17 protein-coding genes are annotated in these 21,874 nt (G+C 60.4%); 5 read left to right on the forward strand and 12 right to left on the reverse strand.

Translation table 11 applies throughout. From position 1 onward, the window contains the following. Nucleotides 1-2: 2 nt before the first annotated feature. Genes tagF through OX459_RS22995 form a run of 5 tightly spaced genes read right to left on the reverse strand, consistent with a single transcriptional unit; the run spans nt 3 to nt 7,392 of the window. On the reverse strand, nt 3-986 hold the full coding sequence (tagF, locus tag OX459_RS22975; RefSeq protein ID WP_289899073.1) for a type VI secretion system-associated protein TagF: 984 nt from the start codon (nt 984-986) through the stop codon (nt 3-5). After that, nucleotides 983-4,747, reverse strand: coding sequence for a type VI secretion system membrane subunit TssM (gene tssM, locus OX459_RS22980; protein WP_289906669.1), 3,765 nt, complete (start codon nt 4,745-4,747; stop codon nt 983-985). The genes tagF and tssM overlap by 4 nt, the downstream gene beginning before the upstream one ends. A 53-nt stretch (nt 4,748-4,800) precedes the next feature. Beyond that, nucleotides 4,801-6,237 (reverse strand): hypothetical protein, encoded by a 1,437-nt coding sequence (locus tag OX459_RS22985; RefSeq protein WP_289906670.1) that lies wholly within the window; start codon nt 6,235-6,237, stop codon nt 4,801-4,803. A 31-nt stretch (nt 6,238-6,268) separates the two neighbouring features. Continuing rightward, nucleotides 6,269-6,538, reverse strand: coding sequence for a PAAR domain-containing protein (locus tag OX459_RS22990; protein WP_289906671.1), 270 nt, complete (start codon nt 6,536-6,538; stop codon nt 6,269-6,271). Nucleotides 6,539-6,549: 11 nt separating this feature from the next. Beyond that, the gene (locus OX459_RS22995; protein WP_077402306.1) at nt 6,550-7,392 is read right to left on the reverse strand and encodes a M15 family metallopeptidase; all 843 of its coding nucleotides are present in this window, start codon (nt 7,390-7,392) and stop codon (nt 6,550-6,552) included. A gap of 220 nt (nt 7,393-7,612) precedes the next feature. Here OX459_RS22995 and OX459_RS23000 point away from each other — a divergent pair, with 220 nt between their 5' ends. From OX459_RS23000 to OX459_RS23020, 5 genes are read left to right on the forward strand one after another with little or no spacing between them, the layout of a single operon-like run. Next, a complete protein-coding gene (locus OX459_RS23000; RefSeq protein WP_289906672.1) occupies nt 7,613-8,416 on the forward strand; it encodes a hypothetical protein in 804 nt (267 codons plus the stop codon). Further along, nucleotides 8,413-11,313, forward strand: coding sequence for a type VI secretion system Vgr family protein (locus tag OX459_RS23005; protein WP_289906673.1), 2,901 nt, complete (start codon nt 8,413-8,415; stop codon nt 11,311-11,313). Before OX459_RS23000 ends, OX459_RS23005 begins: the two co-directional genes overlap by 4 nt. A 2-nt stretch (nt 11,314-11,315) precedes the next feature. Further along, nucleotides 11,316-12,236 (forward strand): DUF4123 domain-containing protein, encoded by a 921-nt coding sequence (locus OX459_RS23010; RefSeq protein ID WP_289906674.1) that lies wholly within the window; start codon nt 11,316-11,318, stop codon nt 12,234-12,236. 13 nt (nt 12,237-12,249) lie between these two features. After that, on the forward strand, nt 12,250-12,912 hold the full coding sequence (locus OX459_RS23015) for a hypothetical protein (RefSeq protein ID WP_289906675.1): 663 nt from the start codon (nt 12,250-12,252) through the stop codon (nt 12,910-12,912). A gap of 3 nt (nt 12,913-12,915) precedes the next feature. Then, nucleotides 12,916-14,559, forward strand: coding sequence for a DUF2235 domain-containing protein (locus OX459_RS23020; protein ID WP_289906676.1), 1,644 nt, complete (start codon nt 12,916-12,918; stop codon nt 14,557-14,559). 18 nt (nt 14,560-14,577) lie between these two features. On the opposite strand, the gene OX459_RS23025 is transcribed toward OX459_RS23020, so the two are convergent. The 7 genes from OX459_RS23025 to OX459_RS23055 all read right to left on the reverse strand — a co-directional run bounded on the left by OX459_RS23025 (nt 14,578) and on the right by OX459_RS23055 (nt 21,783). After that, nucleotides 14,578-15,681 carry a hypothetical protein gene (locus tag OX459_RS23025; RefSeq protein WP_289906677.1) on the reverse strand — a complete coding sequence of 368 codons (1,104 nt, stop codon included), beginning with the start codon at nt 15,679-15,681 and terminating at the stop codon, nt 14,578-14,580. After that, on the reverse strand, nt 15,678-16,514 hold the full coding sequence (locus OX459_RS23030; protein ID WP_289906678.1) for a PoNe immunity protein domain-containing protein: 837 nt from the start codon (nt 16,512-16,514) through the stop codon (nt 15,678-15,680). Before OX459_RS23030 ends, OX459_RS23025 begins: the two co-directional genes overlap by 4 nt. 2 nt (nt 16,515-16,516) lie before the next feature. Continuing rightward, nucleotides 16,517-17,434, reverse strand: coding sequence for a PoNe immunity protein domain-containing protein (locus OX459_RS23035; protein WP_289906679.1), 918 nt, complete (start codon nt 17,432-17,434; stop codon nt 16,517-16,519). 1 nt (nt 17,435) lies between these two features. Next, nucleotides 17,436-18,317 (reverse strand): PoNe immunity protein domain-containing protein, encoded by an 882-nt coding sequence (locus OX459_RS23040; protein ID WP_289906680.1) that lies wholly within the window; start codon nt 18,315-18,317, stop codon nt 17,436-17,438. Further along, entirely contained in the window at nt 18,314-19,390 is a 1,077-nt protein-coding gene (locus OX459_RS23045; protein ID WP_289906681.1) for a type VI immunity family protein, read from the reverse strand. Before OX459_RS23045 ends, OX459_RS23040 begins: the two co-directional genes overlap by 4 nt. 233 nt (nt 19,391-19,623) lie before the next feature. After that, a complete protein-coding gene (locus tag OX459_RS23050; RefSeq protein ID WP_289906682.1) occupies nt 19,624-20,649 on the reverse strand; it encodes a PoNe immunity protein domain-containing protein in 1,026 nt (341 codons plus the stop codon). Between the two features lie 279 nt (nt 20,650-20,928). After that, nucleotides 20,929-21,783 (reverse strand): PoNe immunity protein domain-containing protein, encoded by an 855-nt coding sequence (locus tag OX459_RS23055; RefSeq protein ID WP_289906683.1) that lies wholly within the window; start codon nt 21,781-21,783, stop codon nt 20,929-20,931. Between the last annotated feature and the right edge of the window lie 91 nt (nt 21,784-21,874).

Genomic DNA, 21,874 nt, shown 5'->3' on the forward strand with positions numbered 1-21,874 from the left:
GATCAGGTCCCGATGAAGGCGGCACGAAACGTGTCATGCGCCGATTTGAGTGACAGGTTGGGCTGCGCGAGGTAGCTCGAGGCTTTCTTGATGGCGTAGTCGCTGTTGGCGTGTTCCTCGACCCAGGCCAGGTCGTCGAAACCGATGTGGTGTTCCAGCGCCGCCTGCGGTTCCATGATGGCGTGCAGGGTCTGCGCCGAGGCGCCGCAAAAGCCCAGCACCAGCGCATGGCGGCCGCGGATGCGGGTGATGAACAGCGCCAGTTCGAAGTCGGCGCGCGCCAGGAACGGGGCGATCAGGTGCATCCAGAAGGCCGCCACCAGATTGCGGTACAGCGGGTCGGCCGGCAGCGGCAGTTCCAGGCTTTTTTCCAGCCGGCTGGAGCTGCTGGCCATGACGGGCTGCAGCAGCATGCCCAGGGCCAGCAGCACCTGGCGCACGGAACCGCCAAAACCCGTGGGCGCCAGCAGGGCGTCGAGCGCGCCCACCGTCTGCAAGCCGAGGAAATCGTCGAAGGCCGCATCGTAGGCGCTGCCGCGCAAGTCCAGTTCGATGCTGGCGCCCGCGGCGGCGGCCGGCAGCGCGGCGCCGGCCGCCGCGCCGCACATTTCGGCGCTCAGGGCATCGAGGCGGTTCCACAGGCGCGACAGCACAAGCGGACTGGTCGGCACGAAGCCGGCCGGCTGCGCCACTTCCATGGCGCCCATCATCAGGAAGGGAAAGCGGCGCGACGAGGCATCGCTGCTGGCGGCGATGTGCCCGGCGATGGCGCGGCCGCGGCGCGGGCCGATGAAGGCGAAATGCAGCGGCGGCAGCGCGTCGTAGGTCAGCTTCCAGCGCGCATCGGCCGTCATCAGTTCCATGGCGTTGGCGAGCCACTCATCGAGCATCTTCAGCAGGGCCGGGTTGTCGCCGTGCTTGATGAAGTCGCCGCGGCTGGGGATCTTGCCGAAATAGCCGATCTGGGTAACGGTAGGGCGGCTCATGGCGTGTTCCCGGCGATGGCGGTGGCCGTTTCCGGCGCCCCGATGACGACCGATTCCGGCAGTTTCAGGCCGCGGAAACCCTGGTTGGCGGCGGAGGTGGCGGCCGGCGCGGTCGCGGCCACGATCTTCAGGTTGGCCATCACGGTGACGCCGCCGTTCTCCCAGCTCAGTTCGAATACGCCGCCCTCCTTGCGCGTGCGCCTGGCCGAGTCGATCATCTTCTTCAGGCCGAAATGCCCCGGTTCGTTCAGCAGTACCACGGTGCGCCCTTCCGGTGTGATGGCGCTGATGCGCGAGCCGGGCAGGCCCTGCGGATTGGGCCAGACCATGTGCACCCAGGGCTGCGGCTGGCCGCGCCAGCGCAGCGCCTGGCCATCGATCTCGATCGTATATTCGGTGGCGCCGGGTGCGCTCAGCGCCTGCAGGTCGAAGCGCGTCTGCGCTTCGGCAGCGCCGGCCGCCGTGGCCACGCCGTTGGCGCTGAGCGGGGCGACCCAGCCGGGCAGGCTGGCCACCACCGGCGGCGCCAGGGTGATGCCCATCGCGGCCCAGGTCCTGGCGCTGATGGCGTCGCCGCGCCGCACGACCAGCGGGCCGATGGTGGTGTTGAAGAACTTGGCGATGGCGCCTTCCGGGCCGAATACCTGGCCGATGTCGGCATTGCTCGCCTCGATGCGCGAGTCGGGCGCGAACGGATATTTCGGCGCCAGGGTTTTCTGGAACGGTTCGAGCACCTGCGCCAGCCATACCTTGTTGATCTCCGTCTCGGTGGGCTTGACGATGACGGCGAAGGTCTGCATCAGCGGGCGTACCAGCAGCGGGCGGATGGCCTGCTTTTGCGGGTCGCTCATGCCGGTCAGCATCTGCTCGTCCACGTATTTCAGCGCGTCGGCCAGCTCCGAGCCGCTGCCATCGAGCGTCTGCTGCATCAGCTGCTTGGCGCCGGGGCCCGTGTCGCCCTGGTTCTTGATCTGGTTGAAGCGCACGCGCAGCTTCGACAGGGCCGCCAGGTAGCCGCGCATGGGCGAGGCTTCCTTGTCGCGCGCCACCACCAGGCGCGCCACGCCGGAAAATTCGCGGCCGACGGGCCCCATCGGCATGGCGCCGCCGGCCTGGCCCGCCGCCGCGGCGGCAGGCTTCTGGCGCAGCACCGTTTCGCGGAACCAGTCCATCGCCCCGCGCTGGGCGCGCTGCAAGCCCTGGCCCAGCAAGGAGGGGTTGTCCCACGAGGTTTCCTGGTACACCGTCTCGATCAGTTTGTTGAGGGGCGAGGCTTGCGGATCGCCGAGGCGGTTCATCGCCTGCGCCGCATTGTCGAAACCGTTCAATTCGCGGATGCTGACGCCCTGGATGAATTTCTGCCACTCCCGCGCGTAATCGGTCTTGTACAGTTCCACCAGCGCCTTCTGGATCTGTTCCGGGCTGCCTTCCAGGGTCAGGTCATCCTTCGACGCCGTTTTCAATACCCAGTCGGCGCTTTGCAATTCGCGGTTGGCCGCTTCCTGGAACGCCTGCTGGATGTATTTTTCCCACGCGTCGCGCGTGAAGGTGCCGGGGATGGCGTAGCTGCCCAGTACCAGTTCCTTGTCCTGCTCGCCAACGATGCGCGCCACCGTCATCGACGGGAAGCGCGTGGCGGCGCGCGCCTTCACGTCCGCATACACGCGGTCGCGCGCCGGCATGCCGCGCACCACGCGCCGCAGGCTGTCGCGCGACTGGTCGGCCAGGGCCAGCTTGTTCTCGATCTGCGGCCAGGACGGGTCGTCGATCTGCGTCAGGTAGAACGAGATCAGGCGTTCGGCGCTGCGGATCATCTGTTCGCGCGGCATGTTGCCCCGGTTGGCGTCGAGCCAGCCGCGCCAGTAGCGGGTCAGCTGGTCGTTCAGGTGGCCGGCTTCGGCGCGTGACTTGTCGCCCAGCATCAAGTAGGTTTTCAGGGCATTGTAGGCATCTTCCACATTCGTCGGCGCGGCATCCTTGAAGGGCTGGCCTGTCGTACCGACCGCCGTACCGGCTGCCGTGCCGACTGTGGCAGCGGCCGTCGTGCCGGCCGGCGCCGGCGTCAGCGGCTGCAGCCGGTCGGCGCCCGCGTTTACTTCCGCGAGGAAGGACTCCAGCGATTGCGCCACCGGCGCGAGCATGACTTCCTTGAGGCCGGAAAAATACTCCTCGCGCAGTTTGCGCTCCAGCAAATCCCCCTGGTACAGGCCCAGGCTGAGCGCCAGCGGCCGCTTGCTGCGGTACGCTTCCAGCTGCTCGATGCGGTCCTGCATGATTTCCAGGGCCTGGAAGCGCGACTGCAGGTCCAGGCGCTGGTCCTGCACCTTGATGGCTTGCTCCAGGTCGGCCTGCACGTTGGCCGCCAGCTGGCGGTTGGCCAGGTAGGACCAGCTCCAGCCGCCCAGCGCCAGGCCGGCCAGCGCGATGGCGGTGAAAAACGTGGCATAGCGCAAGCGCGTCTTGCGCGGGCTGGCGTATTGCGCCACCAGTTCCCTGTCGGCGAAGATCACCTTGCGAAACAGGTTCAGCAGGAAATAGCCGTGCTGGTCCTGGGCCTGGACCGTCTTGTGTTCCTGCTGCTGCGGTTTGAGGTCGAAGCGCTGGGCCACCCGTTCCGACGAGGCGGAGACGGAGGCGCCTTCCTGCAGCGCGCTGGTGAAATAGAAACCGCGGAAGACGGGCTTGAACTGGAAGGGATTTTCCTCGAACAGGGTGGCGATGAAGGCGCGCAGCGGTCCCTTCACGGAACTGAATTCCAGCGGGAAGGTGAACACGCCGGGCGGCATGCGCTCGCGTCCTAGCAGCGACATATTGGCCAGGCTGAGGTCCTTCAAGCCATCGTACAGCTCATCGAAGCGCTGGTCGAACTGCTCCAGCACATCCTGCTTCGAGCTGTTGACGCTGTAGGGCAGGGTGGCGCCCCAGACCTTGTCGCGTTCGGCGCGTTCGGCATCCTGGAAAAATTCGCTGAAGCCTGTGATCAGGTCGGCCTTGGTGAATACCACGTACACGGGCGCATGGACTTCCAGCTTCTCCGTCAGTTCCTGCACGCGCTGGCGCAGGTTCTTGGCCAGTTCGATGGCGAATTCGGGCTTGCTGCCGGTCAGCTCGGCAATACTGACGGCGATGATGATGCCGTTGATCGGCGCGCGCTTGCGGTGCTTTTTCAGCAGGCCGAGAAAGCCGAACCATTCGGCGCGGTCTTCATCGTTGATGGCGTAGCGCCCGGCCGTGTCGAGCAGGATGCCGTCGGTGGTGAAAAACCAGTCGCAGTTGCGGGTGCCGCCCATGCCTTGCACGATCTTGCTGTCCACAAAAGGAAACTGCAGGCCGGAATTGGCGATCGCCGTACTCTTGCCGGCGGCGGGGTTGCCGATGATCATGTACCACGGTAATTCATACAGCGCGGCATCGCCCGACAGCTGGCCCAGCCGCGACGTCTTGATGGTATTGATCGCTTCCAGCATGCGCTTGCGGATGGCTTCGGTTTCCTCGCGCTGCACCTGACCGGCCTTGGGCGCGGCGCCCGCCGCCTGCTGCTCCAGCATGCTGTTGAAGCTGGCGCCCTCGCGCCGGCGCCGGCGGCGGCGCAGCCACCACACGATGGCGCCCAGCAGCGCCGCCGCGGCCAGCAAGGGCAGCAGCCGCATGGCCGGCCAGTCGAAAATGACGGCGCAGGCGAACAGCAGCAGGATGGCGGCCGCGATGCCGAGGATGAGCAGGCTGGTGCGTGAAGTCAGGGAGTGCCAGAATCGTTGCATCATAGTTTTATAGTGTGCAAACCGTTAAGGTGCGTGAATGGGACGTCGCTGTATCAGGTGGTGCCGTGACTGTTTTTCGCGCGCGGACCAATGACGAGGGCGCCGCGCTGCAGTGGATCGAGGTTGCTGAGACATAAAACGTGCGCGCCGTCGTCGGCCGCCGCCTGCCGCGCCATGGCCAGTGCGGCCAGCGTCGTGACGGCGCCGCACTGGCCGCATGCGGTGCCGACGCCCAGCACCTGCTCGCCCAGGTCCAACTGGGGCAAGATGGCACCGGCGCACTGCATCAGTTCGAGCACGCGGTTGGCGCGCTGGTCGGTATCGGCGCTGACCAGCGCGATGCCGGCCGCCGCATCGTCGCCGGCTGCCGCCAGCGCTTGCCGGCCCAGTTCCGCCAGCATGCTCTTGTCGGCCGGGCCGCGCTGGCTGGCGCCTTGCGGCAGTTCGCCCGTGGCTGCGCGGTGCAGCAGGACAGGCGCGGGCTCGTCCGGTGGCGCCGTCGCGCCAGGGATGGCCAGCAGCAGGCCGGCCGCGCCTTCGCCGGGAATCTGTCCGTTCGCCTGGCTGGCGCTGAACAGCTGGCCCTGGCTCGCCAGGACATGCACGCGCAGCTCGCCCAGGTGCGAATCGCAGGCCAGCACGATGGACAGGCCGGGCGGCTGCGGTGGCGCGGCATGGCCGGCAAGCTGGTTCAACAGGGCAAACGGCGCCGGTGGCCGGTTGGCGGCGTCGGCGGGCGGCGGCAATGTCTGCGCTGGCCAGCCCTGTTCGCGCGCCAGGTGGCGCAGCCAGGCGTCGCCGGCCTGGCGCTGGGCGGCGCTCCACGAGGTCGGCATCAGCAGATGCAGCCGCAGCATGGGCGGCGCGCTGGCTGGCGAGGCCCGTGCGCCTGCGGACAGCGCATGCTGCAGGGCTTCGTCCACCAGTTCGGCCAGCACTTCGGCGCCCAGGGCCAGCGCGCGCACGTCTTCCGGATTGAAGGGAAACGGTTCGCTGGCCAGGCCGGCCTGCGGATGCTCGCGCAGCCAGGCGGCCAGCACTTGCTGCTGCTCTTCTTCGTCGATGCCGTCCACCCTGCCGCACAGCAGGGGATAGCCGTCTTCATCGAGCAGCTGGCCGTCGAGTGCAGGGCGCGCCTGGCGGGAGCGCATGGCGGCCAGCAATTCCGACGGCGTGGCGCCGCCCGGCATGCGCAGGGTGGCCGCCACGATATGCAGCGGCAACGGTGCCACGGGAGGTGTCGCCGCCTCGGCCTGAAGTGGTGCGGCAAGACCCGGCGCCGCCAGGGCTGGCCCGGCCAGCAGCCTGGCCAGCAGTTTTTTACCCAGCCACAGCATCAATAGCAGGGCCAGCGGTAGCGCCAGCATGGCGCCGGCCAGTTCGCCCGGCGTCGGCATGCGCGTGCTGTCGCGCCAGTAGGCGATGGCGCCCGTCCAGCTCAGCGCAAAGACGGACACGGTCAGCAGGCCGCGTCGCAACCAGGGGCGCATCAGCGGGCTCCTCCGCGTATGGGCAGGGCCGTCATGCCTGGTCGATGGTGGCTTGCTGGCTGGCGATCAGCAGCGCCCCACAGCTGGTCTTGTCGCCGTGGCGCGCCACGGGCTTGCCATCGACGATGAAGCTGGAGTCGCCGCTGACGATGGGGCAGACGCCATGGCCGGGCAGGGGACAGGCGACCTTGTCGCCGACCCGCGCCATGCTGATGCCGCCGCTGTCGCTCACCGCCGATGCTTCCAGCACGGTGCCGCCATGCGATGTCTTGTCGCCCAATCTGATTACCGGACCCGCCATACGCGCTCCCCTCAGTGTTTTTTCATTACGCCGGGCAGGCGCAGTTCGGTATGCCCGAAATCCATCATTTTCCAGCGTCCACCCCAGGTCATGCCGACCGATTCGGCCACTTCGCCATACAACTGGTAGCCGCGCATGGCCCACGGGTCCTTCTCGGAAATGACCAGCTTGCCATTGCGCAGGAAAGCGCAGTCGGCCGCCAGGCCGTACTGGTGCCAGCTTTGAAAGGCGGCCGCGTTGCTGACGTTGGGACCCATGCCCGCCAACATGTCTTGCCGCTCGGGGCTGCGATAGCCTTCCAGCAGCGCCATCTCGTAGCCATGCTTTTCCTTCATGATCTTGAAGACCAGCAGCAAGCGCTGGGCGTATTCCACATTCAGCAAGGTCCAGTTGCGGCTGGCCGATACCAGCAGCGGGCGCTCCTGGCGCACTTCTTCCGTGGCAAACACGAGCGGCGGCAGGTCGACGGGCGGCACCAGCTGTTCGCCCTGCAGCAGGCTGGCGACCTGCGTATTCATTTCCCGCGTCGATACATCGTAGGCGCCCAGCATGGATTTGCTGTCGGCCATCAGGGCCAGCAGGGTCGGCAGGCTGAGCGCAGCCACGCCCGCGAGACACAGCAGGTAATGACGGCGCAGCAAGTCGGCAGTGCGGGCCCACAGCGCGCTGCTGCGCTGTCCCAGGCTGGCCATGCCCGTCTGCCTGCGCCTCGCCACGCGCTGCAGGCAGGCGGCGAGGCGCTGCTCCGCGCCATCGACGGCGTGCAGCACGAAATCGCGCCCGGCCGGGAACAGGATCAGCCAGCTGATCAGGCATGCCAGGATGAAATACAGCGCTACCGCGAGTAGGAACACGCTAACCTCAATCAAGAAATGTTTGGCTGCGGGGAACGGTGCTGTCCATCGGGGAAAACAGAGAATCGACGGATATTGCCTGGAAGTATATCTTACAAAACTGATAATTAAGGAGGGCTTTTTTCAATTGTGCGGAGGGTGCGCACTGTTGATTTTATGGCACGCGTCATGATTTTGTTGAATAGCGTAAAGTCTTGCAAATATTACAGGAGCGCACATTTTGCGAACTCATGACGATAGCCCCCGGCTCCCGGCCCGGCCCAGCCTGTTGACGCAGGCGCAGCAGGCGGAGGCCGACCGTAACCGCATCCTGAGCACGCTCGAGGGTGGCAACGCCGGCGCGTCCGCGAAGGCCAGGCGCGGTACCCTGGCCCTGCGCGGAGGCGTGGGCGCGCTGCTGCTGTTATTGGCAGCGGGCGTCTGGCTTGGGCAGCGCGGAGAACGGGTTGGCGACGACGATGCGCCGGCGGCGCCGGTTTCCCCGCCCGTCGCCACCGCCGCGCCCGCCGCCGTGGAAGCGCCGCCGGTCGTCGCCAGCATCCGTGACGAGGCGCCGCCTGGCGCCGCCGCACCGCAGCAGAGCCTGAGCGAGATGCTCGATGCCGGCGCGTCCGCCACAGCCGCCACAGGCGCTGCCCGGAATGCGAGTGCTGCGCACCCGGGCGATGTCCTGAGCAAGGCGCTGGAAACGCCGTCGCCCCCAGCCGCCGCCTCGAAACCCGTCACGAAACAGGTGGCCAAGGCGCCCCGTCCGGCAGCCAAAAAACCGCCGGCGAAAGGGCCTGCGGCTACGCCCGCCCGCCGCGCGGAAGACAGCGATATCGCCCTGCTGTCGGCCCTGCTGGCACACGCGCAGGCCGCGCCGGCGCCGAAGAAAACCGTTCCCAATCTGCGGACCCAGTTGCAGCAATGCGCGGCGCTCAAGCGCGACGCCGCCGCCGCGTGCCGCGCGCGCGCCTGCCAGGGCCATGCCGATAACGCGCAATGCAAGGCCGGGCAAGTTGCCGTGAAAGGCGAAAAATGAGCGCCGCCAGCGCCGCTCAGGTCAACGCTTCCCTCGCTGGTTTCAGCAGTGTGACGCGGTTGTATGAGCTGTCGCTGGACGGCGGCGACGCCGGCGACGGCGGGACGGCGCAGTGGTTGGTGGAAGCGTTTGTCGCCGACGAGCAGTTGCAGGCCGTGGGCGTGCGCGACGTCATCGTGCTGTCCACGCAGGCGAATGTGGCACTGGCGCCTCTGCTGGGCAAGCGGGCCGCGCTGCACGTCAGCCTGGCCGACGGCAGCCGCGCTGTCTTCAGCGGCTATGTCAGCGAAGCGGCGATGCTGGGCAGCGACGGCGGACTGGCCCGTTTCCGGCTGCGCCTGACGCCGTGGCTATGGCTGTTGAGCCAGGTACGCAACAGCCGCGTCTGGCAAGACAAGAGCGTCATCGAAATCGTCGACAGCGTGTTCCAGGCTTACGCGCCGCAAGCCGACTGGCGCTGGAGCGGCGACACGGGGCCGTTCATGGCCGAGGCGCAGCCGCGCAGCTATTGCTGCCAGTACCGCGAGTCGGACCTGGCCTTCGTCACGCGTCTGCTGGGCGAAGAAGGCCTGGCCTGGCGCTTCGAAGAACACGAGGGCGGCCATTGCCTGGTACTGTTCGCCGACAGCAGCACCTTGAGCGCGGTGCCGGAAGACGCCAGCAGCGCGCAAGGCGGCGGCATCCGATTTCATGGCGCGCGGGCCGTGGAACAGGCCGACGCCATCCAGGCGCTCAGCCGGGCACACGCCTTGCGCACGGCGGTGGCGACCGTGCTCAGCTATGATTACAAGGCCAAGAAGGCCGTCAGCGCCAGCGTGCCGACGCGCTTGGCGCCGGGTGGGAAAAATGCGCCCGTGCTGGAAAGCTATGACATGCCAGGCCAGTATTTCTATGCCAATGCGGCCCAGGCCGAACGCTATGCCTTGCTGCGGATGCAGGCGCTCGAAGCGCGCGGCGAACGCTGGCAGGCGCGTTCGACCGTGCGCACCTTGCGTGCCGGTACGCGCTTTACCCTGACGCAGGGACCGTTGCAGCAGGACGGCGCCGAGGCGCCGGCGCTGGTCGTGCTGCGCGTGTACAGCGTGGGCGTGAATAACTTGCCGGCGCCCGCCAGGCAGGGCCTGGCTGAGCTGTTCGGCCCCATACCCGAATTGCTGCAGGAAGGCCTGGCTGGCCAGGCGCTGGCGCCGCGCGATATCGCGCATGTCCAGCAAGTGATCGCCCAGGCGGTCGAGAGTGGCTATGCCAACCATATTGAGGCGATCGCGGCCGATACGCCATGGCGCCCGGCACCAGAGGGCGGCGACGCGCGCCACCATCCGGCACCGACGGCCCGCGGCAGCCAGAGCGCCATCGTGGTCGGCGCCGACGGCGGCGCCAGCGCCAGCGCCAGCGGCGGCAGCGAGATCCATTGCGACAAGCTGGGCCGGGTGCGCATCCGTTTCCACTGGCAGCAGGAGGGCGGCGCCACCTGCTGGGTACGCGTGGCGCAGCGCTCGGCAGGCGGCGGCATGGGCAGCCAGTTCCTGCCGCGCATCGGCCAGGAAGTGCTGGTGCAATTCCTGGAAAACGATATCGACCGCCCCATCATCGTCGGCGCCCTGTACAACGGGCAGGGCGAGGGCGGCGTCGCGCCCTCACCGGGCGGCATCACGGACAAGCCCGCGGAGGCCAGTGTCTTCGAACCGGCGCGCGACCATGCGCCGTCGGCGCAGGGCAACGTGGCTGGCGGCAACAGCCCGGTCTGGCATGGCGCGGCCGGCGGCAGCGCCGGCCACCGCAACGGCGCGGCGCAATGGGGTATCCGCAGCAAGGAATTCGGCGCTGCCGGCTACAACCAGTTGCTGTTCGACGATACCGACCAGCAGGGGCGCATCCAGCTCAAGAGCAGCCATGCGGCAAGCGAACTCAATCTTGGCCACCTGATCCATGCGGCCGACAATTACCGGGGCAGCCTGCGCGGCACGGGCGCCGAGCTGCGCACCGACGCTTACGGCGCCGTGCGGGCCGGCGCCGGGCTCCTGATTTCCAGCTACCTCGTCAATCACGACGCGCAGGCGCGCGATCCGGCCGGCGACAATGCGCCGGGCATGGTCTTGCTCAAGCAGGCGGCCAAGCTGGGTGCAACCTTCAGCGCCGCCGCCGTCACGCACAAGACGGTCGCGTATGCCAGTCACCTGGGGCCGGCCAAGGCGAATGCCAGCGTGCTCGACGAGAAGGCGGCGCCCTTGCCGGCGTTTTTGACGAGCGTCTCCGGCATGCTGAGCCAGGACGATACGGCCGCCGCCAGGCGCGACGCGGCGGGCAAGCCGACCAGCCCCGGCGACGACAAGTTGCCGCACAGCAGCGACGCCATCATCGCCATCGCCGCCCGCGCCGGCCTGGGCGTGCTGGCGGGCCAGGATATCCAGCTGGCAAATGGCGAAACCACCTCCTTGATGAGCGGCCTGGACACCCAGTTCGTTGGCGGCGGTCAGTTGCGCGTGCACAGCGGGCAGGCCATCGGCGCCCTGGCCGGGGTGGTCAAGGCGGGCGAGAACAATATCGGCCTGCAACTGATCGCCGCCAAACAGGCCATCGACCTGCAGGCGCAGGCTGACGTGCTCAACGTGCAGGCGCGCGAGGAAGTCAACATCGTCAGCGCCGCCGCGCACATCGACTGGGCGGCGGCGAAAAGCATCCGTTTGTCGACGGCGGGCGGGGCGAACATCACGATCGAGGGCGGCAACATCACCGTGCAGTGTCCGGGCAAGATCACGGTGCATGCCGGCAAGAAGAGTTTTACGGGGCCATCCCGTGCAAGCTATCCACTGCCGGTCATGCCTCGCAGTATTTGCAAGGAATGTCTGTTAAATGCGGCCAGGAGCGGCTCGCCTTTTGCCGCGAAGGGGGAGTAAGCATGCGCGACGACGATGGCGGGGCTCCCGCCTGCGGCTTGCAGCTGCTTGCGCTGCTCGATAGCCATCCTGCCGACCAGGGCGTGACCCTGTACAGCTTGATTGATGGCGCCAAGTTCGATGGTTTGGCCCGTATCCGCTTGCCAAGCGATCACAGCGTCGAGTTGTATTCCTTGTTAGGTGAATTGGCCGAGCCAGACGCCCTGTACGCCGGCCCGATATTGTTGCGGCATATCAAGGGCGAGCAATGTCCCTTGCTCGCCCAATTGCTTTGCACTGCCGGCAGCGCCCATTTCATGTCGCTGATTGTTTCTGACCGGCCCCTGCCGCAAGTGCTGGAACGGCTGACTTGGCTGACCGAGGTGGAGCACGATGACGGTACGGAGTGGATCATGCGCTACTACGATCCGCTTATCCTGCCGCACTGGCTGGACGTGCTGGAAACGGCGCAGCGCAAGGCTGCACTCGCGGAAATCACGGGCTGGTTGTACATGGACGTGCGTGGGGTGCCACAAATTGTACCTGGCGAGAAGGATGAGGAGTCTGTGCCCCTTGGAAGCGAACGAATGCTTTTGGCACAACATCAATATGTCGAGCTGATGAATAGAACAGCGCCGTACATGCTGATGAAGCAAATGGAGAGCGATGATCCGCAGGCGCTCGACGGTTTGCCTCCGGATCAGCGCTATGACTTTTTCTTTCAACAGCTGGGCAGGGCGCAGGCATATGGACTCAGTTCGCCCACAGACTTGAAAAGCTACTGCATGTTGTCGCTCATGCTGGGCGCCGATTTTCATCTGTCCCCAATCGCCGCCATCGCTTTGCAGGCCACGGGAACGGCGCAGTTATTCAGCGACCGGATATTGGCCTGGACTCCCCAGCAATGGGCTGCACTCGAAGAAATTTCCGCTTCCAGCATATGAATGCGATCCCGACATGAAAAAACTGACCTCTATCGTATTGTGCCTATTTATTTTGGCCGCTTGCAATTCCAAGGAAAAGGAAAATCGCTTGCAACAGGAATTAAGCGAGAAAACCTTCACTACCACCTCATATAACTACACGCCGTACGATATTTACTCCATCACCTTCAAGGGTATTTCACTGCCATTCAAGATCGATGAAGCTCCCAGCGGCGGTTCCATTTTTTTTCGCGACGCCAGCGAGGCGGAAATGGACAATGGTGAAAAAGTCCGTTTCAGTAGCGGAAATTGCTGTTTTATCTGGGATAGTCCCGTGGATAAACCGCTGCGAGTGCGGGTGGTCTGGAGCGTGGTGTTCGATACTGCCTACCACAATGGAAAATCGAGTGTTGACTACGACGAACGCACTTCCAGGCTGAGTTCTCCCGGAAGCCGCTGGTGTCAGGCCACTGTGGACATCCTGCCCGCCAAAGGGCCTGATCGCCCAACCACCGTGCTCTTGCACTTTCTTGCCGATGGAACAGTCCAGGCACATCTGGGAACCTTCAAGACGCAGGCGCCACTTGCTGCCGAGCAAGTGAAACTGCATGCCACGCGCCTTCCCCAAGGCCAGTTCTGCAAGCAGGAAATCGAGAATCCCTTTTATGGCATACCTCGCACACCGCATAGGGAATAGACCATGAGTAAACCAACGATACGCCGGCTTAGCGACGTCACGAAGAGTGAAAGGCTTGCCCGAGGAATTTATCGCAAGGAATTGGAGAAATGTGCGAAGGAGTCGGATTGCCGAAAGCCCGTCTGGATCAGCTGTTTTTTTGACGGAACTGGAAATAATTTCAAAAAAGATGGAAATGGTTCGCTGGCTTCGTCGAATGTAAAGTACAGCAATATTGCGAAACTGGGAAAGTTTGCGCATACGGCCGAAGACGAAAAAAACAAGACTTACGCGATATATACGCCAGGGGTCGGCACGCCGTTTCCGGAAATTCAAGACAGCGGTGATGGAATCGATGGGGCGCTCGGCATGGCATCGGCTGCCAAAGGGCAGGCCCGCATCAGCTGGATGCTGAAGGAGTTGAAGGTGCGGGTGGACAAGCACATGCCGCATGTAAATCAAATCAATGTTGCCGTGTTTGGCTTCAGTCGGGGGGCGGCCCAGGCGCGGGCCTTTGTGCGTCAGTTGGCTGGACAGTGTTATCAGCAGGGAGATGGATTGATCTGGATCAAAAGTGGCGGATTTATTCAGCCGCGTCTGGTGATTTACTTCCTCGGCATTTTTGATACCGTGGCCTCGGTGGGGTTTGGCGGTAGCCGCCTTGAGTCGAATCTCAAATATCACCTGGGACCTGTCTGGGGCGGCGTGATGTATCTGGCAGACGAGGGCGGCCATGCGGAATGGGCCTCCGATCTGCGTATTCCACCGTATGTGCGCTTTTGCGAGCATTATGTCGCAGCGCATGAAGTGCGCGAGAAATTTCCATCAGACTCTATCCGAATCGACCAGGCCACTGACTCGAACTGTCGGGAAACCCTTTATCCCGGGGCGCACTCCGACGTGGGCGGCGGTTATGACGACATGAATCAGGAGGGACGGTCAAACGAACTGGCGCGCATTCCGCTGTGCAATATGTATCTGTCGGCATATGCCGCCGGGGTGCCGTTCAAGTCACCCGAAGAGGTTCTTCAGGATTATGGCTCGCTGTTTAACATCAGCAGCGAATTGGAGGCATGCTTCGACGCTTACATGAAGCACGTCAGCGCGGACAAGCGGCTCGAGACGCAAGTCATCAGCCACATGAACAATTACTATCATTGGCGCTGGGGACGCACGGAACGTCAGCGCGCGGCGCGCAAAGAACGCGAAGCCATCATCGCAAAGGGGCAGTCCGTCATGTATGCCACGCCTGACAAGTACATGACCACGACGGACAGCGAATGGGAACGCGACGTTCAGAATATTGCAGAAAAGAAAACAGGCTTTTTTCGCAGTTCCACGGAACCGCTGGAGGACGCGATCTACGATGCCTGGAAAGGCAAGCTCCGAAAGTCGCTGTCGGTTGCGGAGCGGACTTTATTTGACAAATTCTTCGATCGCTATGTGCATGATTCTGTTGCGGGATTCAAGAATCAGATGAGTGACGCCAGTATCGGCTTTGTTGAAGCCAGTCGCTGGTCCCGAAACCGGCAGTATTTCATGGGAAAACGAGGCAAGAAATATCTGTATTGGCGATATGAGGGGGAAAAACCGGCATCGGGCGGCGTAAAAGAGGCGATGCTGGTGCCGAAAGAAGCGTCGACAGGTGGCGACACGGCGATAGCCTAGCAGAAACGGGCCTAGCCGCTATCTGGCGCGGGCCGCCGCCCTGGCTTGCTTGTCGCACTCGCGCACGGCCGCTTTGCATGCGGAAAACGCTTCCAGATACGTCACGGCGGCCTGCCGCTCTTCGACCAGTTCCGCCACCCGCTGCGTGAGCTGCAACGGTGTCGTCGGGGGCAGGTTTTTCAGTTTCTTGCTGATATCTTTGAGAGAACGTTGCTGACGCGCCAGTTCCGCGGCCAGCACGGCCTTGCGCTCGGCAGCGGGCAGGGCAGGATACAGCCTGCCGTTGCCGGCCTTGACGCTGCCATCCGCCGTCATCGACTGCGATTCGTGCGGGGCGCGAAATTCCAGCGCCAGCTTGCCATCGGCTTGCACGACGACCAGCAGCTCCTCGGTGGCATTGCCGGCAGGCAACGGCAGCGTGCGCGTTTCCGGCTTGCCGTCTGGCAGCCAGCGGTACTCGACGGTCAGCTGCACCGGCTTGTGCGGCGTGGCCGGCAGGTAGAAACAGCAATTGGCGGCGCTGCTCATGTAAGGGTTCAGGGGATCGGTATCGACGGCATTGGCCGGATTGCCGGCATCGCTGACGCCGACCTGGATGGCGCGGGCGCTGTAGTTCAAGGTGCTGACCGCTATCTTCGTTTCATCGGCCCCGGGCCGGTAATCGTGCTGGCCGCGCTCGCCGCGTTCGGCATGGCCTGCCAGCAGCGGCCGGCGCTGCATGGACTTGATGCCGATGGCAAAGATATGACTCAGGTAGCCGGTATCCGAGCGGCCGTCGCGCGAATAGCTGTCGCCGGGCGTGCGGTAGAGGTAGCCGATGTCTGCGATGGCCAGGGTGCGCACCTTGCTGTCCTGCGGAAATAGTGCTTCCTCCAGATAGCGATCCCTGGCGCCCATCACCTTTCCAGAGAGCACGCCAGCCCACGCCCGTTCCCCTGCGAAGCGGGGAAAGACGTTGAATTCGCCGTTGATGAACGGTTCGATTTTCAGCACATCCTGCGTCATGCCCGTGACGGGATCGATGACGGAATAAATCCCCGGAAAGGGCGAGTCTGCGGCGTGTGACTGCGCGGGCATGGCGAAGATGAGGCAGGCTGCGATCACGGCCGGTTTGTGGCTCATGCCGGCTCCGATCGCATACTGGGTGGCTGACGGTGGAATGCCACCAGGTCGGCGGGATAGAATTTGGCATCGCGGTAGCTGCTGTCGTCGATATCGAGCAGGCAGGTGATGGCCGCCGCTTCCCATGACCAGTAGCCTGAAAAGGACGTGTCGCGCGCGTGGCTGTCATAGTAGGGTTCGCGGCGGCTGGCGTCATACCATTGCCTCAGGTAATCCTTCATCAGCGCCGGGCGCTGGTTTTCTTCTGCCGCAAATATCTTGAGCGTTTTGACGTAGGGCAAGTGGCGGGTACATTCCGGCCAGGTGGTATCCCTGTTATCGATGGAAAATGCCAGCAGGCGTTCGACCAGCCCATCTTTTTCGTGGTTGTTGAAATCGATGACTGGCGCCAGGCGGGGCAGCAAATTGCCCCAATCCAGGAGAATGCCAAGGCAGATCATGCGGTTGACCTGCTCGTAGTCATCACCGGGCAGGGCGAAGTGGGGAAATCCCTGTTCCGCAGCGCAGGCCTGCACGTCAAAAGCCCTGTCATAGTTGGCAAACTCTTCCCAGTGTTCGAGTATCGTGGGATACAGCGCGCGCAGATCGGCTATCGTATGACCGGCGCTGTAGGCCAGGCTGAGCAGGTCTATGCCATCCCAGGCCCGCTGGCGCGTGGCCGTCATGAAATTTTCTGGCGGGATATTTTGCAGTAATTCGGCAGGTTGTTGCAAGCCTGCCTCCACCATGTCGAAGCACTCGTCGTGGCTGTCTTTGCTTTCAAGGTAAATCGCGTAGGACAGCAGCGGTTCCCTGCGCCTGGCCAAAAAAGTGTGTTCGTCCAGAGTCTGCATTCTTACTCCCGAAAATCCGTGTCACGGCAGGGCTGTTTGCCTTCGACATGCCCGCCATCGCTTGCCTCATTCCTCTCTATGCTGGTATAGCGACCTTCTTTCGATAACTGTCGCGCATAGTCAACGAGGTCTTTTGGATAGACCAAATGGTCTATGTCGCTGTCATCGAGGTCAAAAACAAAAACCATTGCAGCTGCTTCAAATGCCCAATAACCATAATATGGCGCGTAGCCTTCATCGCTGATTCTGAGATGGCCGTTGTACCAGCGTGGATGGTCCTTCATCGCCGGGTACCATTGTTTTAAATACTTCTTGAGTAAATTTCGTGCCGAATTTTCATCATCTTCATAAACTGTCTGCAGCAAGACATCGTACGGTTTGCCCAGTACGCAAGTGTCGATCCTGATCGCATCCTCCACATAGGCGCTAATCAGTTCCTCGAACAAGCCATCCTGTCCACGGTGGCTGCTAAGTATGCGTATGATGCGACTGACCGAACGCTGGTCACGCAATAATATAGCGATACTCAGTAATTGCAGCGTATCTTCATAATCGGCAAGGTCGCCAAAATTTGGTGCTGCCCGATATCTATATGGGCCATATTCAGGGTATTTCGATAATATTTCCTTCTGATGGATTTGATCGACTTCATTCCACTCCGCAAACTTGTCCACGATGCCAGACAGGCGTGGTGCGAGGTCTTCTATGGGCATGCCCGCAGTGTAATCGAGTAGCCAAATCCAGAAATTTTCAAGATACAGAAAATTGTAAGCCAGACTGAGATCTGCCGCGGATTCAGCCGATTCCTTATTCTTCTGTTGGACTTTTATCAGGGCAAGCGAATTTTCCAGGGTTTTTTCATACAGTTCCTGGTAAATGAATTGCTGGCGGCGGCGATCATCGAATGGTGGATTTTTCATTTTATTCGCCGCCTTCTCGTTCGGCCGGTGGTTTCATCTGTACGCTGCTGTGGCGGCCTTCTTTCCGCAGCTGGCGCGCATAATCGACTAGGTCCTTGGGGTAGACCAGATGGTCGATCTGGCTGTCCTCCAGGTCAAGTAAAAAAACCGCCGCACCCGCTTCAAATGCCCAGTAACCGTAATAGGGAGCATACCCCTCGTCCCTGATTCTCAGATGCCCGTCGTACCAGCGGGGATGATCTTTCATGGCTGGATACCACTGTTTCAGGTATTTCTGGACCAGTTTGAGCATCTCTCTCTCATTGTTTTCATAGAAAACCTGAAGTAAAGTATCATAGGGCTTTTCGAGAATGCACGAATCAAGATCTTGCTTATTCTCGACATATGCGCCAATCAATTGCTCAAATAATCCATCCTGGCCACGGTGGCTGCGTAGCACGTGGATGATGCGTAAGGCCGAATGTTGATCGCGCAGTAATAGTGCAATACTGAGTAGTTGTAGCGTGTTCTCATAATTTGCAAGCGTGGAAAAGTCTGGTGCTCCCTTGTATTCGTACGGCCCATAATCCGGAAACTCAAGCGCCGCTTCCTGTTGACAGAATTGATCGACCTCATTCCACTCTTCAAACTTATCCACGATGCCGGCGATACGCGGCGCCAGTGCATCGATCGGTTCACCCGCTGTGTAATCCAGCATCCAGATCCAGAACGCTTCCAAATACAGAAACTGATGTACCACAGAGTTTTCCAGCGTTGATTCCACTATTTTTTTATTTGCAAGTCGGACTTCAATTAATGCGAGCAGATTTTCCCGCGTTTTATGATAAAGATCTTCGTAGAGAAATTTCTGCCGGCGCCGCATATCGAACGGGGCGGCCATCATTGTTTGTCCGTCGTTTTTGCTGCTCGCTGGCGCAACTCGGCGCTGGGCCAGTCGCTGTCGGTGTCGAAGCGCCGCATCCAGCGCAGCGAGTCGGCGTCATTGAAGCGTTCGTTAGGGTCGCCGTCCCATTGGCCAAAGCCCAGCAGCGCCATGTGGTCGTTGCGGATCGGCTTGAGCAGTTTGTTGAGCAGTGCCGGCAATTCCGGCACACCGTCCTCTACCGGGTAGAGGGGCGGTTCCTCGCCCAGTTCGATCCATAGGCCTGCGCCGAGCTCGTCGATCCGGATGTGCGGATGCTGCAGGCGGAGTCTTATCTGGTCGCGGCTAAGGTTCAATTTTTCGCGCCAGGTATCCGATAACAGGAAGCCCCAGGTTGGCGGGCGGATGCCGTCTGCCAGCGAGCCGCTCATGGAAAAAGGATAATCAATGTCCAAGCCAAAAAATCGCGGTGCCAGAGAGCGTTCCCACACGGTGACTTCCGAGCGGGTGCCAAAGGCAAGCGGATTGGCCATCGAAAAGCCGCTGTAAACCTGATCAGGTTTCAGTTTTTCCATGGTTGCCAGAACAAACTGCCGCCATGCATTCTTGTTATCCTTCCACCATGACCAGCGATAGTAGAATTGAATGGATGAGTAAACCTTGTTTGATGGTTCGGGATTGTCATTCATGTAATCCCGCATTTTCCAGAAATATCCTGCTGTGGAAGGGGATGATCTGTGATTTTTTTGATCAGAAAAATCGAAAGTGAATGATTGACCAAGTTTTCTCTTGCGCGCAAACTCCCGCAAATCAGGGAGGCGTTTGGACCCGTAACGATGTGGCCGTTCTGAATCTGGGTGCGTAGCGAAAAGATCGGGCATTCCAGTTAAACGCTCAAAATTTTCGTGGATGTCTACCATCAGTAACGATGTCACCAAGGAGTGATTGGTATCATATAAGAAATAGAAAGTGATAAAAGGAGATACACCCAGATCTTGATTTCCATCGTCACAGGACATGTTTGGCCATTCCTTGAGGTCAGCAACCATTCCCTCTACATCTTCGGCAGTAAAAAAACGTTCCGTTGTGCTCATCTTTTCTCCTCTCACTGCATTGTTTCTTTACGCCTTCAGAAAACGCCACACCGTCAAACCATAGGCGGAATCCAGATTGCTCATGATCTCGCCTTGTTCAAATCGCCGGGTTTGCGGCGGAATGTCCAGCGCTTGCCACTGTCCGGCCTGTGGGCAGACCTAGCCGGCTTCGGCGCGCAATTCCAAAGGCCCCTGCACTGGACCAGCCGCTGACTGTGCGAGATGGAATTTGGCTATTGTTCTTCACTCCAATGCCAGATGGTTTCACCGTATGCCGCATCGTCAAAAACAGGCATCACTTGGCCTTGCGCGAAGTGGCTACGGCTGTGTAACCTTGTTGGGGCTTCCCAGAAGCCAGTTTGGGGGCAGGGGTGATCACCCTCAACACGAACGGCCTTATTTATTAAGTCAGTATCCATGCTTGTGTAACGGTGTTCCGCGCGTAACTTGCGGCCATAATTGACCAAGTCTTTAGGGTAGACCAGATGATCGATAGCGCTGTCGTCCAGATCGAGAATAAAGACCGCCGCTCCGGCTTCAAATGCCCAATAGCCATAATAGCCGGCATAGCCCTCTTCGCTGATCCTAAGGTGCTCGTCATGCCAGCGTGGATGATCCTTCATTGCCGGATACCACTGTTGTAAATATTGCTTGAGCAAGCTGAGTGTGGCCGTCTCATCTTCTTCATAAAAGACACCTAGCAAGGTGTCATAAGGGGCGCCAAGCACGCAGGTATCGCGCTCGACGACGTTGTCGGCATAAGCACTGATCAATTGCTCGAACAGGCCATCTTGACCGCGATGGCTACGTAGTACGTGGATGATGCGTTGGACCGAACGCTGATCGCGTAGCAAGATGGCAATGCTCAGCAGTTGTAGCGTGTCTTCGTAGTCGGAAAGTGTCGCGAAATCGGGCGCCCCCGAATATTTATATGGACCATATTCAGGCAGCTTCAGTGCACACTCCTGTTGATACTTTTGATCCACTTCGTTCCACTCTTCAAATTTGTCCACGATATCGGCGATTCGAGGCGCCAGTTGATCGAGGGCTATGCCAGCCGTGTAGTCAAGCATCCATATCCAGAGTAATTCCAGATACAGGAAATGATGAACGGAGGAGCTTTCGCCTATCGCATATGCATCCTTTTTGTTTTCTTCTCCTCCCCGGATCAAGGAAAGTTGATTTGTCCGTGTTTTTTTATAAAGTTCTTCATAAAGAAATTGTTGCCGACGCCGTTCGTGAAAGACGCTATTTTTCATGGTGAAGTACCATTTTTCTTGTTTAGTGCAGATTTCTGCAAGATGTTGTCGAACATTGCGTTCAATGTAAATGCCTAACATACTTGGCTGTGTGAGATGAAATATTGACTATTGTTCTTCACTCCAATGCCAGGTTGTTTTGCCGTATGCCGCATCGTCAAAAACAGGCATCACCTGGCCTTGCGCGAAGTGGCTAAGGCTGTGTAATTTTGCTGAGGTTTTCCAGAAACCACTTTGGGGACACGAATTCCCCCCTTCAACACGGCGGACATTGTGCTGCTATTTCGTATACAAGCTGGTGTAACGGTTTTCTTCGCGTAATTTTCGCCCGTAGTCTACAAGGTCTTTTGGATAGACCAGGTGATTGATGCCGCTGTCATCGAGATCGAGTAGATAGACTGTTGCGCCTGCTTCGAATGCCCAGTAACCATAATAACCGGAATAACCTTCCTCGTTGATATGCAAGTGTTCTTCATGCCAGCGTGGATGATCCTTCATGGCTGGGTACCATAATTTCAAATATTTTTTCACAAGATTGAGCGTCGCACTTTCATCTTCTTCATAAAATACCTGCAGCAGCGTGTCATAGGGTTTTCCAAGAACGCAACTGTCTATATTTATTTCTTCTTCGACATATCCGCCAATTAATTGTTCGAATAGGCCATCTTGACCTCGGTGACTGCGTAGCACATTAGTGATGCGCATGACCGATTTCTGGTCGCGCAGTAAAATGGCAATGCTAATTAATTGAAGGGTATTTTCGTATTCAAAAAGATTGGAAAATTGCGGGGCGCCGACATATTCGTAAGGTCCAAATTCTGGAAATTCAAGTGCAGCATCCTGTTGAAATGATTGATATACATCATTCCATTTTTCAAATGCGTCGATAATAACGGCAAGGCGCGAGGCAAGTTCATGGATGGGGACGCCTGCGGTGTAGTCCAACATCCAGAGCCAAAATAGTTCAAGATGCAAGAACTGATAAATCGAATTTTCACTTTGCGTTGTACTGGCTACATTTTCATTATCATTTCCTACTTCAATGAGAAGAAGTTGATTTTCCCGTGTTCTATTGTAAAGTTCTTCATGGAGAAATTGCTGTCTGCGTCGGTGATGAAAGGGTAAATCTTCCATGGCTACTTGCTTTTTTCTTGGGTAAATTGTATTCGTGTCAAAGAAGGTACGCGCATGCTGAAACCGCAATGCATGATTGCCTTTTTCAGTC

It is taken from the genome of Janthinobacterium sp. SUN026, assembly GCF_030397625.1.
In the GTDB taxonomy this organism is placed as follows: Bacteria; Pseudomonadota; Gammaproteobacteria; order Burkholderiales; family Burkholderiaceae_D; genus Janthinobacterium; species Janthinobacterium kumbetense.